We start from the raw sequence: 13,203 nt of genomic DNA, 5'->3' as shown, positions 1-13,203 counted from the left end.
TGCGACGACCAGGCGCATCCGCCACCCTGGCCTTCGCACTTCCGCGTGGAGGGGTGGACGGGCCTGCCTACGCGTCTCGCGCGAATGGCAGGCGAGGTGGACGACAGACCTGTTGTGCCCCGCAACCTTGACCACCGGTCTTCGGTTGCTGCGCGCATGCGCGTGTTTCGGCCGCGCCCCTGGGCGCAGGGCGTGCGAGCGGAGCGAGCATTGGGGGTGTGGGGTGAGAATCCCCCACTGCTCCTGGACGGCCGAAGGCCGCCGCGGAAGAAACAGCACCCACCTCTGACATCAACCCGTTTGCAACAGCGACCTATAGGGCACCCGGTCAATGGAGGAGAGGTGGGTGCTCATATGACTGCGCAGTGGAAGAAGGGTAAGCGGCGCGCTGAGAGTGTGGCTGAGGATGCCTGGGATCAGTTGGTGTCCGCGGTCGAGTCGGCGCGTTCGGTCGGTGGGTCCGTGAAGGACCGGGCGTATGACTTCGCCGATGAGGCGTCGAACCGGTACAGCTCGGCGTCCGACCGGGTCGGTTCGGCGGCCGACGAGGCGTGGAACCGGGCGAGCCTGGCGTTCGACGCGTTGTCGGGGCGCAAGCAGCGCACGCCGTGGGGCTGGATCGCGATCGCCGTCCTCGGTGGGATCGCGGTCGGCTGGGCGGCGGCGGCCTCGGCGCCGAAGGCCATCCAGGCGGCGCAGGAGCGGTTCGAGGACGAGGAGGACGTGCCGTCCCCCACGTACGAGGCTCCGGCACCGTACCGCGTCGCAGAATGAGACCGCGTGGAGCGGGCCACCCCTGATCCGAGGGGCGGCCCGCTCGCGCTGTGACGGGCCGGGCGTCAGCTGTACTTGCGCAGCTCCCGCTTGGCGAGGGAGGCGCGGTGGACCTCGTCGGGGCCGTCGGCCAGGCGGAGTGTCCTGGCCTGGGACCAGAGGGCGGCGAGCGGGGTGTCCTGGCTGACGCCGGCGGCGCCGTGGGCCTGGATCGCCTTGTCGATGACCCACTCGGCCATCTGCGGCACCGCGATCTTGATCGCCTGGATCTCGGTGTGGGCGCCCCTGTTGCCGACCACGTCCATGAGCCAGGCGGTTTTCAGCACCAGCAACCGCGCCTGTTCGATGCGGACCCGGGACTCGGCGATCCAGTCGCGCACGACGCCCTGCTCGGCGAGCGGCCGGCCGAACGCGACCCGCTCGCTGACGCGCTCGCACAGCAGCTGCAGCGCCCGCTCCGCCATGCCGATGAGCCGCATGCAGTGGTGGATGCGGCCCGGGCCGAGTCGGGCCTGCGCGATCGCGAACCCGGAACCCTCCTCGGCGATGAGGTGGTCGGCGGGGACCCGTACATTGTCGAACTCCACCTCGGCATGGCCGCCGTGGGACCCGTCGGTGTAGCCGAACACGTGCATGCCCCGCTTGACGGTGACGCCGGGGGTGTCGCGCGGGACCAGGATCATGCTCTGCTGCCGGTGGCGTTCGGCCCCGGGGTCGCTCTTGCCCATGACGATGAAGATCGCGCAGTTGGGGTTCATCGCGCCCGAGGACCACCATTTGCGGCCGTTGATGACGTAGGTGTCGCCGTCGCGTTCGATGCGGGTGGCGATGTTGGTGGCGTCGGACGAGGCGACGTCGGGCTCCGTCATGCAGAACGCGGAGCGGATCTGGCCCTCGAGGAGCGGCTTGAGCCACCGGTCCTGCTGCTCCGGCGAGCCGAACGCGGCGAGGACCTCCATGTTGCCGGTGTCCGGGGCGGCGCAGTTGAGCGCCTCGGGCGCGAGGTGCGGGCTGCGGCCGGTGAGCTCGGCGAGCGGCGCGTACTGCAGGTTGGTGAGGCCGGCGCCGTAGCGTTCGTCGGGCAGGAACAGGTTCCACAGGCCGTGGTCGCGGGCGGACGCCTTCAGCACCTCGATCACCGGGGGACGTGCCCACGGGTCGGACAGCTGCGCCAGCTCCTGCTCGAAGCGGGGCTCCGCCGGGTACACCTCCTCCTGCATGAAGTCGTTGAGCTTCTCGTGCAGGTCGGCGGTGCGCGTGTCGAAGCGGAAGTCCATCAGCTCTCTCCGTTGATCGCTGCGAGGCCCTGTGCGAGCAGGGGTGGGACCAGCGCGCCGATCTGGTCGAAGCCGGCGCCGACCGTCTGGCCGCTGGTGTAGCGGAAGTGGATGCCCTCGAGGATGACGGCCAGCTTGTAGCAGGCCATCGCGACGTACCAGTGCAGGTCGTCCAGCGCCCCCTCACCCTCGACGGAGCCGCTCTCGGCGAAGCGGGTCTTCGCGTAGCGGGCGAGCAGCGCGTCGCCGGACGGGAACCCGGCGTCGGCGCCGAGCCCGTCGGCGATCGGGTTGAAGCCGGTCTTGAGCCGGTCGAGCACGGTCCAGTAGGCCAGCAGCAGCCCGAGGTCGGTGAGCGGGTCGCCGAGGGTCGCCATCTCCCAGTCGAGGACCGCGGCGACCCGCATGGTCGTGGGGTCGACGATGAGGTTGTCGAGGCGGTAGTCGCCGTGGACGATCGCGGTCGTGGCGGAGACGGGGATGCCGGCGGCGAGCCGGTCCCGCAGGACCTCCGCGTCGGGCAGGTCCCGGCTCGTCGACTGCGCCAGCTGCTTCGACCAGCGCCGCACCTGCCGCTCCAGGAAGCCCTCGGGGCGGCCGAAGTCGGCCAGCCCGATCGCGGCGGGGTCGACGCGGTGCAGGTCGGCGAGGGTGTCCATCATCGCGAACGCCACCTCGCGGCGGGCGTCGTCGCCGAGTGGGTCGGTCTGCCGGCGGCTGCGCAGCACCACCCCGGGCACCCGCGCCATCAGGTAGAACGGCGCGCCCAGGACGCTGTCGTCCTCGCACAGCAGCAGCGCCTCCGGCACCGGGACCGGGGTCGGGCCGAGCGCGGAGATGATCCGGTACTCCCGGGCCATGTCGTGCGCGGTGGCCAGGACGTGCCCGAGCGGCGGGCGGCGCAGCACGAAGACCTCGTTGACCACGTAGGTCAGGTTGGACCGGCCGCCGGCGATGAGCTCGGCGTTGATGGGTTCGGTGACGAGCCCGGGTGCGTGGTCGTGCAGGTAGACCGCGAGCCTGGACAGATCGAGACCGGGCGGGGTGCTCATACGGCCAGTCCATGGGTGAGACGCGTTCTCTGTCAAGGACCCAGCGAGGTTTTTCACCGCGATTGTCCGTTTTCGCGGACCCGGCGCGAGACCCGGAGACGTTCCGGCATCGACACCGCGGCGAAACGGCACGGAAACTCGGCGTAGGCAAGCTGTTGTCAGAACCGGAGAGCAAGAGACGTACACCAACGGCGGCGTACTCAGCCAAGGACGAACGGGAGGTCGACTTCATGCTGCTACGGCTGCGAGTTGCGCTGCCCGACCGTCCCGGCTCACTCGGGCAGGTTGCCCGGACGCTGGGTGTGGTCGGTGCCGACATCGTTTCGGTCGTTGTACTGGAACGCGTCGGTGGCCGTGCGGTGGACGACCTTACCGTGGTATGGCCGGCTTCGGCCCCTGTCGACCGTGTTCTCACCGGTCTCGCGGCGATCCCAGGCGTTCGCGTGGACGGTGTGTGGCGCGGCACGGAGCTGTCGGAGCCGAGTAGTGGCCGCGAGGTCGCGCTCATCGGACAGGTGGCGGCAAACCCGCAGAACGGCCTGGCAACGGTCGTCGACGCGGCACCGGCACTGTTCGGCGCGGACTGGGCGGTCGCGATCCTGGTCGGATCGGACTGGGCGGGCGGCGGCGCGCGTGCACGGGCATGGTCTGACTCCTCGGTGATCTGCGCCAGCTGGCGCACTCCGGATGTCCCCCCACAGGTGGACATCGCACCACTCCGGCCTCGCGCGATCAGCGCTGCTGACGGCATTCATCTTGCTGTCGCGCCTTTTCAGCGTGGAGGTCTGGTCCTTGTTGTCGCCCGCGGCGGGGCGGACGGCGACGCTGGAGCACCACCTTTCCACGGTTCCGAAGTGGCAAGGCTGGCGCAGTTGGTCGGTGCAACCGCATCTGTGCTGGGGGAACGGCTGGCGGGGCCTGGCTTGGCGGAGCTGGGTAAAGCGGGAGGTTCCGTTGCCGGAACCCCCGCTCCCGCCGGCACAACTGCCGCATCTTCTTCCTGGGCGGCCTGACCGGCCCGTTCGCGGCGCGCGGTCTCCCCCTGCCGTCCCAGGCTGCACCACAAGCAAGGAGCCCCCCAGCATGACCCTCTGGCGTATCCGGGCGACCGTTGACGACCGCCCAGGTTTCCTCTCCGTCCTGACCGCCAGCCTCGCGCTGCGCAAGGTCAACATCCTCTCCGTCCAGGTGCACACCACCGAGTCCGGCGCGGTCGACGACTTCCTCGTCGAGGCGCCCGACGAGCTAAGCGTCGCGGACCTCACCGATGCCGTCCGGCGCGGTCGCGGCCGCGACGCATGGGTCGCCCAGGCCGACGTGCGCGGCCTCATCGACGAGCCGACCCGCGTCCTGGCCCTGGCCACGAAGGTCCTGGACGGGACCGCGACCCTGGAGGAGGCGATCGCGTCGCTGCTCGGCGACTGCGACATCTCCTGGCGGGCGGACACGTCGACGGGCGCGGAGGGGTACACCGCGACCGGCATGCAACTGCAGGACCCGGCGGGAGGCACGCTCTACGTGCGCCGCCCCGCGCCGGCGTTCACCCCTGCCGAATACGCCCGCGCCCACGCTCTTGTCGGCCTCGCCCAGGTGGCGGGAAGGCGTAACACGGCAGCCTGAGACCTTTCTCAGCAGCGCTCGTCCTTGGCGGAGGACGAGCGCTGCTTTTTTGTGCGGCTACATGTAGGCTGCCGACATGTTGGTTGGGTACATGTCGGGGGGCAACCTATGAATGCGCTCGACTCCGCACGATGGCAGTTCGCCGTCACGGCCTCGCTGCACTTCCTCTTCGTCGCGCTCACGCTCGGCCTGGTCTTCTTCGTCGCCGCCACGCAGACGCGCTACGTGCGCACCGGCGATGAGCTGTACGGCAGGATGGCCCGCTTCTGGGGCGCCCTCTACGCCATCAACTACGCCGTCGGCATCGCCACCGGCCTGGTCATGGAGTTCGAGATCGGGCTCAACTGGAGCGGCCTGTCGCGGCTCACCGGCGACGTGTTCGGCGCGCCGCTCGCGCTGGAGACCCTCATCGCGTTCGTGCTCGAGTCGACGCTGCTCGGCATGTGGCTCTTCGGCTGGGGCCGGCTGAACAAGAAGCTGCACCTGGCCCTGATCTGGGGCGTCGCCGCGACCGCACTGCTGTCCGCGTTCTGGGTCATGGTCTCCAACGCGTTCCTGCAGCACCCCGTCGGCTACGTCCTGGACGGCGACGGCCGGGCCAGGCTCACCGACTTCGGCGCGCTGCTGACCAACAGCGCCCTGTGGTTCGCCCTGGCGCACATCGTCATGGCGGCCATGCTCACCGGCGGGATGTTCGTCGCCGGCGTCAGCGCCTGGCACCTGCGCCGCCGCGCCGGCGGCGAGCAGACCGAGCTCTTCCGGCGGTCGCTGCGGACCGGCCTGCACAACGCGCTGGTCGGCCTGTTCTTCACCATCGGCTTCGGCTACGCCCAGTTCGGGCCGCTCGACGACAACCAGCCCACCAAGCTCGCCGGCGGCGAGGACGCCATCGCGCAGCAGGCCGCCATGGTCGCGAAGTACGGGCCCGGCGACTACATCCCCGGCAGCATCGTCGGCGCCTCGCTCGGCATCATGATCATGGTGGCGAACCTGCTGTTCCTGGTGCTGCTCCTCGCGCGGCTGCTGGCCATCCGCGACGTGCTCAGCACCCGCCGCTGGGCCCGGCCGATGCTGTGGCTGCTCACCGCCCTCATCCCCGTGCCGTTCCTCACCGCGATCGCCGGCTGGATCGTCCGCGAGGAGGGCCGCCAGCCGTGGGCCGTCTACGGGCTGCTCAAGACCGCCGACGCGGTGTCACCGATGAGCGACGGCGTGCTGCTGACCTCGACGATCGGGTTCACCGTCGTGGTCGTGGGGCTGGTCGTCGTCGACTGGTGGCTGCTGGCCCGCAAGGCAAGACGCGGACCCGGCGACGAGTTCCTGCCGCAGCCGCTGCCAGTCCGTGAGGAGATCTCGGTATGAGCGGTCCGGAGCGAAGCGGAGGAGCCGTGAATCAGGGGCGCAGGTTTGGCTCAGGCCGGCGCCGGAGCGCAGTGGAGGCGACGGCATGAGCACACTCTGGTACAGCATCCTCGGGCTGCTGTTCATGGCGTACTTCGCGCTCGGCGGGCTCGACCAGGGCGTCGCGCTGCTGCTGCCGCTGCACCGGGGCGACGGCGACCGGCGGGCCGCGCTCAACGCCGTCGGGCCCCGGTTCCTCGGCAACGAGGTGTGGATCGTCGGCGCCGTCGGCGTCCTCATCGCCGCGTTCCCGCGCCTGGAAGGGGAGCTGTTCGGCGCCGCGTACCCGGTGATGATCGCCGTCGTGCTCGGCCTCATCGCCCTCAACGCCGGCGTGCAGCTGCGCAGCCGGGGGGTCCGGCGGGCCGGGTTCGACGCGCTCATCACGGCCGGTGCGCTCACGCTCGCGGTCGGCTGGGGGTTGCTGCTCGGTGTCGTGACGCATGGTGTACCGATGACCGCCGACGGTCACGTGCACGGCTTCGCGCCGCTGACCAGCCCGGCCGTGTGGCTGACCGCGCTCGTCAACGTGGTCCTCGTCGTCGCCAACGGCGCCGCCTACCTGGCCTGGCGCGGCCCCGACCCGCGCATGCGCCGCGTGCTGACCCAGGCCGGCCCGGTCGGCGCCGCGCTCGTCCTCGTCGCGGCCGCCGTCTGGTACGCCTGGCAGCCACCCGGCATCAGCCACCCGATCCTCGCCACGGCGCTGGTCGTGGCCACCGCCGCCGCGCTGGTCGCGACCCGGTTCGTCACCGGCGGGCGGGCCTTCGCGGCCACCCTTGTGGCGTGTGCCCTACCGGTGATCACGGTCGCCCTGGCCAGGTATCCGGGCGTGCTAGCGTCCACGATGGACCCGGGCGCGACGGTGACCGTCGACAGCGCGGCCGCCGGTGGGGACACCCTCCGGCTGCTCGCCATCGGCGCGGCGCCGCTGCTGCCGGTGCTGGTCGCCGCGCAGGTCTCCTGCTGGTGGCTGTTCAGGCGGCGGGAGAGCCAGCCCACCCCTCTCTACTGGTAGGCGCGCGGACGTTCATGGACAGAAGACTGCTGCGACTCGGGCCGGTCCGGCACTACGCGACGGTGCTGGCCGGCTCGGCCGTCCTGGCCGCGATCCTCGTCGTCGGCCAGGCCGTCAGCCTCGCCACACTCCTGTCCGGTCTGGTCGGCGGCTCGCTGTCCGGCCCGGCCGTCGTCACGTGCCTGGCGTTCGTGGTGCTGCGCGGCGTGCACGGCGCCGTCGCGGCCACGGTCGCCGGCCGGGCCACCGCCAAGGTCAAGGCGCACCTGCGGGCCGAGCTGCTCGACGCCGCCACCGCCCGCGGCCCGGGCTGGCTGGCCGGGCAGCGCGCCGGCGAGCTCGCCACCCTCGCCGGGCGCGGCGTCGACGGGCTCGACGGGTATCTCGCCTCGTACCTGCCGCAGGTGTTCCTCGCCGTCACCGTCCCCCTCGGCACGCTGGGCTGGCTCGCGGTCACCGACCTCAGGTCCGCGATCGTCGTCGGGGTCACGCTGCCGCTCATCCCCGTCTTCGGCGCGCTGGTCGGCTGGCAGACCGGGGCCCGCACCAAACACCAGTGGCACCTGCTGCAGCGCCTCGGCGGCCATTTCCTCGACACCGTCATCGGCCTGCCGACCCTGCGCTCGTTCGGCGCGCAACGCACCCAGGTGCGGCGGGTCCGGGCGATGGCCGACGCCTACCGGGTCGCGACGATGCGCACCCTGCGCCTCGCGTTCCTGTCCGCGCTGGTCCTGGAGCTCGTGGCGACCGTCTCCGTGGCGCTCGTCGCGGTGCCCGTCGGCCTGCGCCTGCTCGACGGCAAGCTGACCCTGACCGCGGCACTGGTCGTGCTGCTGCTCGCCCCGGAGGCATACCTGCCGCTGCGGGCGCTCGGCACCAAGTTCCACGCCAGCCAGGAAGGGCTCGCGGCCTCGGCGGAGATCTTCAAGGTGCTCGACGCGGCGCCGGTTCCGCCGGTACGCACAGCGCCGCGCCTGCCCGCGCCGGGCTTCGCCGGGGTCGCCTTCGACCGGGTCGAGGTGCGCTACGGCGACGTGGTGGCGCTGCGGGACCTGAGCCTCGACGTCGCGCCCGGCGACCGGGTCGCGCTCGTCGGCCCCAGCGGCGGCGGCAAGTCCACGATCCTTGGCCTCGTCCTCGGGTTCGTCACCCCGAGCAGCGGCCGGGTCCTCGTCGACGGTGCCGACCTCGCCGACCTCGACCTCGCCGCCTGGCGGGCCCGGCTCGCGTGGATGCCGCAACGCCCGCACCTGTTCGCCGGCACCGTCACCGACAACATCCGCCTCGGCGCCCCCGGCACCCCGCAGGACCACGTCGTCGAGGCCGCGGTCGCCGCCGACGCCGACGGCTTCATCCGCGCCCTGCCCGGCGGGTATGACACCGACCTCACCGGCCACGGCCTGTCCAGCGGCCAGCGGCAACGCCTCGCCATGGCCAGGGCCTGGCTGCGCGGCAACGCCCAGGGCGGCGGGCTGCTGCTGCTCGACGAGCCGACGGCCCGCCTCGACCCGGCCAGCGAGTCGGCCGTGATCGCCGCCGCGACCCGGCTCGCCGCCGGCCGCACCGCGCTCCTCGTCGCCCACCGGCCCGCGCTGCTGTCGGTCGCCACCAGGGTGGTCGAGATCAAGGACGGCGTCGCGGCACCGCTCGCGGCACCCGCCGCCGGGCCTGGTGCTGGATCTGGTTTTGGATCTGGCGCGGCGCCCGCTGCCGTATCCGGTGTTCCGGCGGTGCACGCATGACCGCCGTTCTCGCCGGCCCGCCCGTGCGGCTCTTCGGGCCCGGCGCGCTGCTCCGGCTGGTCTTCGCCGGGCTCCTCGGCGTCCTCACCGAGGTCGCCGGGATCGGCCTCATCGGCACCGCGACCTGGATGATCGTCCGGGCCGCCGAGCAGCCACCCCTCGCCGCCCTCGCCGTGGCGATCGCGGCGGTGCGGGGGTTCGCGCTGGTCAAGGGCGGGCTCCGATACGCGGAACGCCTCGCCGGCCACGACGCCGTCCTGCGCGTCCTCGCCGACCTGCGGGCCCGGGCCTTCGGCGCGCTCGCCGACCCGGCGGCCGGGACAGCCGGGGCCGGCCGGGCCGGTCAGGGCCCGGTCACCTCGGGTGACGTGCTCAGCCGGGTCGTGTCCGACGTCGACGGGGTGCAGGACGCGGTCCTCCGCGGCGCGCTGCCCGCCGGGGTCGCCGCCGTCGTCGGGCTCGCCGGGGTCGCCGGGCTGGCCGTGGCCGACCCGCGAGCCGGCCTCGTCCTGCTCGGCGGGCTGCTCGTCGCCGGCGTGCTGCTGCCCTGGGCCGGGCACCGGCTCAGCCGGCCCGGCGCGCCGACCTCGGCGGCGGCCGTCGCGGCGGCCCGGGGCGAGCTGACGACGGCGACCGTCGACGTGGTGCACGGGGTGGCGGAGCTCGCCGCGTATGGTGCCCTGCCCGCCGCCCTCGCCGGCACCACCGACCGGGGCCGCCGCCTCGCCACCCTCGAGGCCAGGTCCGCGACCGTCGCCGCGGTCGTCGGCGGTGCCGCCGCGCTGATCCCGGCGGTCCTCGCGGTGTGGATCGGGGTCCTCGCCGGCGGGCGCTCGGGGCCGGTCCTCGCGCTCGTCGCCCTCAGCGTCGGCGAGGTCGTCGTGCCCCTGGCCGCCGCCGCCGTCCGGCAGGCCGAGCTGCGTGGCGGGCTCCGCCGGGTCCGTGAACTGATCGCCGCCGCCGCGGACCCGGCCGTCCCCGCTGCCGCCGCCCCGGACTTCGGGGAGGTCGAGGTCGGCCCGCTCAGCGGATCCGTCGACCTGGTGCTCCGCGGGGTCACCGTCCGGTACGGCGACGACCTGCCGCCCGCGCTGCTCGACGCGGACCTCGCGCTGCCGTACGGAAGCCGGGTCGCCGTCGTCGGGCCAAGCGGATCCGGCAAGTCGACGCTCCTGGCCGCCATCGCGGGCCGGGTGCCCCTCGCCGCGGGCGCCGTTGACGGGATGCCGGCCGGCGTCGAGGCGTGGCGGGTCGCCGGGGGCGTGTTCGCCGACGCGCACGTGTTCCACGCGACCGTCCGGGACAACCTGCTCCTCGGCCGCCGCCTCGTCCTACCTGGCGGCCTTCCAGGCGGTGACGGGCACGCCGATGCGGCGCTGCGGCAGGCGCTCACGGACGCGGGGCTGGCCGAATACGCCGACCGGCTCGACGAGATCGTCGGCGAGGACGGCGGGAAGCTCTCCGGCGGCCAGCGCCAGCGGCTGCTGCTCGCGCGGGCGCTGGTGGCGGCGCCGCCCGTGCTGCTGCTGGACGAGCCGACCGAGGGCCTCGACGCGACCGCCGCCGACGCCGTCCTCGAGACCGCGCTGCGGGCCGCCGGTGCGCGGACCGTCGTCGTCGTCACCCACCGCGCGGCGGAGCTGAGCCGGTTCGACCGGGTCGTTGCTGTCGCACAGGGCAGCATCAGGGAAGGCCGGTTCGGGGCAGGCCACTTCGAGGCAGGCCAGTTCGAGGAAGGCCGGACGACCGGCGGATGACGGCATCCGGCGAAGATGTGGGAACCTTGACGGGTGGACGGGGTCTCACAGGGTTCCGGCCCGATCGACGTCTATGTCGACGGGCTCGCCGCCGCGCTCCGCGGGCCGCGCCGGCACTGCCAGGAGATGGTCACCGAGGCGCGTGACAGCCTCCTGGACGCCGCCGAGGCGTATGCCGACGCGGGACACGACCCGCTCGACGCGCAGCGCCGCGCGGTCGCCGACTTCGGCACCCACCGGCAGGTCGTCCCCGGGTATCAGGCCGAGCTCGCCACCCTCCAGGGCCGCCGGACCGCGACGTGGATCGCGCTCGTCCTGCCCGTCATGACGCTGCTGGAGCCACTCATGTGGTGGGACACGCCGTGGAGCACGGAGCGCGCGAGCCACGTCTACTGGGTGCTCGTCGACCATTTCCAGTACACGTCGTTCCTCGCCGCCGGGGCGGCCGGGCTCGCGATCGTCGGATTCGGGTGGGGCAGCCGGTTCCTGCGCGACGGCCTGCAGTATGCGCGGCTGGTCGGCCAGGCGACCGTGGTGTTCCTCGGCATGCACGCGCTGCTCGGCGCGAGCGTGTTCGTGTTGAGCCTGCAGCAGTGGCCGGCGGCGGCGACCTGGCCGCCGGTGCTCATCGGCATGGTGGTCAACACCGCGGCATTCGGCTACGCGGGCTGCCTGGCCGTGCGGTGCGTCGCCGTCACCCGCGCGCCCCGGGTCCGGCCCGCCACCGTGTGAGCGGCGTCAGGGTGAGCGGCGTCAGGCGGTCGCCGGCGGGGGGAGCAGCACCGCGCCGATCGTGGCGGTGAACTCCTGCCACGCCGAGCGCTCCTCGGCCAGGACCTTCCGGCCGGCGCTGGTCAGCCGATACGTGCGGCGTTCCCGGCCGCCGACCGTCGACCAGGCGCTCTCCACATATCCGGCGCGCTCCAGGCGGCGCAGCGCCGGATAGACCGTGCCCGTCGGCAGCGTCAGCGAACCGCCGCTGCGCTCCTGCAAGGCCTCGATGATCGCGTAACCATGGCGGGGCTCGCCGTCCAGCACCGCGAGCAGGAGTGCGTCGAGATGCCCGCGCAGCGCGTCCGCCTTCATGTGTAGCGAGTCTACGGGTTCGCGGCTCGCGACGCCATGAGGGGCCCTGGGCAGCGCTTTTCGGGGCAGTGGTTTACGCCCGGTGCGCTTGGGAAGGAGCCCTGTCGGGTGACCGGTGGTTGGGCCCGGGAGTCGAGGAGCGGTATGAGGCGGCGGGTCGAGGCCACACAGGACGTCGAGTCGTTGTGGCCCAACGGACTGGGGACCACACTCGCGATCGCGTCGGGGCGGGCCCTCGCGTATCGCAGCGGCGTGGCCAGGCCGGTCGTCTCCGCTCCACAATGGACGATGGACCGGACCGGCCGGGTCACCGGCGGCGGCTCCGGTGGCGGTTCCGTCGGCGCCAGGGCCGGCCGCCCTGACGGCGCCGGGCGGCACGCCCGCCGGGAGCTCGACGCCGAGGACGTGGCCGCGTGGCTCGTCGGGCAGCTCCCCGAGGGCCGTTACGGCGGGCTCGTCGTCGGCTCGCCGCACGGCGCCGCCGTCCACCTCGCGATGGCGCTCGGCGTGCCGTGGCTGCCGGTCGCGTTCGAGGTGCCGACCCCCGAGGTCGCCGCCGGTGAGCGCCCCGCGGCCGACGGTGAGCGCCTGGCCCGTGACATCCTCACCGACAACCCGGACGTCGGGGTCCGGCAGGTGTACGACCCGGTGTGGCGGGGCTGGTCCGGTGCCGCGACCGCGTACGCCGTCGTGCGCTGGCGGCGCCTGCCGGTCGCGTACCGGCGGTTCATCGCCGAACGGCTGCACCCCGACGCGCCCGTCGTCGTCGTGCGGGACGTCAGCCGCTGGCAGACGTCACCCGGCGACGACGGTTACAGTTTCCAGCTCGGCAGCCGCGCCAGCGGCCTCGGCCCCGGTGACTACCGCGACGAACGCTCGCTGCGCGGCCGGGCGCCCCGTCAGGACAGCGACGGCGAACGGGCCGTCGACCGGGCCCTCGTCGAGGACCTGCGCCGGTACGCCTCGGCGCACGGTCACCCGGTCCGCCAGGTCCTGTACCGGCACCCGGACGTCCTGAGCGGCGCCGTCGCCGACCTGTACCGGCAATGGCTGCGCGCCGGCGAGCGCACCGGTGGCCGGCTGGTCGTGGAATGCGGCCGCCTCCTCGACGCGTGGCACGTCCTGCGGGCCGGGCTCGTCCCGTACTGGTGCGAACACCCGCTGCGCTCAGCGGTGCGGTCCCTGTCCTGGTGGCTGGCGGGCAGCGAACCGTTCACGTCCGTCGACGTGTTCGCCGAGCCGCCGGGTATGCCGCTGCCGACCATCGCGCACCTTTCGGAGTGGCAGGCCGTCGCCGCGTTCGGGACCCGGCACGGACTCGTCGACCGCAGGTGCGCCCGCGCCTATCCGGCCGGGGGGGGGGGGCGGGCCCCCCCCCCCCCCGGGGGGGGGGTGGCGCCCAAGGGCCAGGCCAAACCGGCCGGGCGGGGGGGGGGGGGGGGCCCGGGCGGCCAGGGGGCCAGCCCGGCGCACGCC

At 73.4% G+C, this 13,203-nt stretch carries 12 protein-coding genes; 9 read left to right on the top strand and 3 right to left on the bottom strand.

Annotated features, from left to right (window positions below; all coding sequences use genetic code 11):
* The first annotated feature begins 423 nt into the window (after nt 1-423).
* Nucleotides 424-774 (top strand): hypothetical protein, encoded by a 351-nt coding sequence (locus AB0K00_RS56890; RefSeq protein WP_363539917.1) that lies wholly within the window; start codon nt 424-426, stop codon nt 772-774.
* Between the two features lie 65 nt (nt 775-839).
* Here the strand turns inward: AB0K00_RS56890 and AB0K00_RS56885 are convergent, their stop codons facing one another.
* Nucleotides 840-2,051 (bottom strand): acyl-CoA dehydrogenase family protein, encoded by a 1,212-nt coding sequence (locus AB0K00_RS56885; RefSeq protein ID WP_363539915.1) that lies wholly within the window; start codon nt 2,049-2,051, stop codon nt 840-842.
* On the bottom strand, nt 2,051-3,103 hold the full coding sequence (locus AB0K00_RS56880; protein ID WP_363539913.1) for a phosphotransferase family protein: 1,053 nt from the start codon (nt 3,101-3,103) through the stop codon (nt 2,051-2,053). Before AB0K00_RS56880 ends, AB0K00_RS56885 begins: the two co-directional genes overlap by 1 nt.
* Before the next feature lie 62 nt (nt 3,104-3,165).
* On the opposite strand from AB0K00_RS56880, the gene AB0K00_RS56875 reads away from it, so the two are divergent.
* The 7 genes from AB0K00_RS56875 to AB0K00_RS56845 all read left to right on the top strand — a co-directional run bounded on the left by AB0K00_RS56875 (nt 3,166) and on the right by AB0K00_RS56845 (nt 11,373).
* Nucleotides 3,166-4,116, top strand: a complete 951-nt coding sequence (locus tag AB0K00_RS56875) for an amino acid-binding protein (RefSeq protein ID WP_363539911.1) — start codon at nt 3,166-3,168, stop codon at nt 4,114-4,116.
* 70 nt (nt 4,117-4,186) lie between these two features.
* Entirely contained in the window at nt 4,187-4,723 is a 537-nt protein-coding gene (locus AB0K00_RS56870) for an ACT domain-containing protein (protein WP_363539909.1), read from the top strand.
* Nucleotides 4,724-4,831: 108 nt separating this feature from the next.
* Complete coding sequence (locus tag AB0K00_RS56865; protein ID WP_363539907.1) at nt 4,832-6,085, top strand: cytochrome ubiquinol oxidase subunit I; 1,254 nt, start codon at nt 4,832-4,834, stop codon at nt 6,083-6,085.
* Nucleotides 6,086-6,170: 85 nt separating this feature from the next.
* Nucleotides 6,171-7,142 (top strand): cytochrome d ubiquinol oxidase subunit II, encoded by a 972-nt coding sequence (locus AB0K00_RS56860; protein WP_363539905.1) that lies wholly within the window; start codon nt 6,171-6,173, stop codon nt 7,140-7,142.
* 14 nt (nt 7,143-7,156) lie between these two features.
* Nucleotides 7,157-8,884 carry a thiol reductant ABC exporter subunit CydD gene (gene cydD, locus AB0K00_RS56855; RefSeq protein ID WP_363539903.1) on the top strand — a complete coding sequence of 576 codons (1,728 nt, stop codon included), beginning with the start codon at nt 7,157-7,159 and terminating at the stop codon, nt 8,882-8,884.
* Nucleotides 8,881-10,641, top strand: a complete 1,761-nt coding sequence (cydC, locus tag AB0K00_RS56850) for a thiol reductant ABC exporter subunit CydC (protein ID WP_363539901.1) — start codon at nt 8,881-8,883, stop codon at nt 10,639-10,641. The genes cydD and cydC overlap by 4 nt, the downstream gene beginning before the upstream one ends.
* 33 nt (nt 10,642-10,674) lie before the next feature.
* Complete coding sequence (locus AB0K00_RS56845; RefSeq protein ID WP_363539899.1) at nt 10,675-11,373, top strand: permease prefix domain 1-containing protein; 699 nt, start codon at nt 10,675-10,677, stop codon at nt 11,371-11,373.
* 21 nt (nt 11,374-11,394) lie between these two features.
* Here AB0K00_RS56845 and AB0K00_RS56840 read toward each other — a convergent pair whose 3' ends face one another.
* Nucleotides 11,395-11,727 (bottom strand): helix-turn-helix transcriptional regulator, encoded by a 333-nt coding sequence (locus tag AB0K00_RS56840; protein WP_327005586.1) that lies wholly within the window; start codon nt 11,725-11,727, stop codon nt 11,395-11,397.
* A 144-nt stretch (nt 11,728-11,871) separates the two neighbouring features.
* Between AB0K00_RS56840 and AB0K00_RS56835 the strand changes: the two genes are divergently transcribed.
* Nucleotides 11,872-13,203, top strand: a 1,332-nt coding sequence (locus tag AB0K00_RS56835) for a hypothetical protein (protein ID WP_363539896.1), incomplete at its 3' end; no start/stop codon positions are given.

It is taken from the genome of Dactylosporangium sp. NPDC049525 (assembly GCF_040676755.1).
Taxonomy (GTDB): domain Bacteria; phylum Actinomycetota; class Actinomycetes; order Mycobacteriales; family Micromonosporaceae; genus Dactylosporangium.
This window is presented reverse-complemented; position numbering and strand designations above follow the sequence as displayed.

What these genes read in the sequence shown, in the direction of transcription:
- AB0K00_RS56885 (WP_363539915.1), bottom strand. Translation starts at nt 2,051, where the DNA reads ATGGACTTCCGCTTCGACACGCGCACCGCCGACCTGCACGAGAAGCTC.
- AB0K00_RS56880 (WP_363539913.1), bottom strand. Translation starts at nt 3,103, where the DNA reads ATGAGCACCCCGCCCGGTCTCGATCTGTCCAGGCTCGCGGTCTACCTG.
- AB0K00_RS56870 (WP_363539909.1), top strand. Translation starts at nt 4,187, where the DNA reads ATGACCCTCTGGCGTATCCGGGCGACCGTTGACGACCGCCCAGGTTTC.
- AB0K00_RS56865 (WP_363539907.1), top strand. Translation starts at nt 4,832, where the DNA reads ATGAATGCGCTCGACTCCGCACGATGGCAGTTCGCCGTCACGGCCTCG.
- AB0K00_RS56860 (WP_363539905.1), top strand. Translation starts at nt 6,171, where the DNA reads ATGAGCACACTCTGGTACAGCATCCTCGGGCTGCTGTTCATGGCGTAC.
- cydD (WP_363539903.1), top strand. Translation starts at nt 7,157, where the DNA reads ATGGACAGAAGACTGCTGCGACTCGGGCCGGTCCGGCACTACGCGACG.
- cydC (WP_363539901.1), top strand. Translation starts at nt 8,881, where the DNA reads ATGACCGCCGTTCTCGCCGGCCCGCCCGTGCGGCTCTTCGGGCCCGGC.
- AB0K00_RS56840 (WP_327005586.1), bottom strand. Translation starts at nt 11,727, where the DNA reads ATGAAGGCGGACGCGCTGCGCGGGCATCTCGACGCACTCCTGCTCGCG.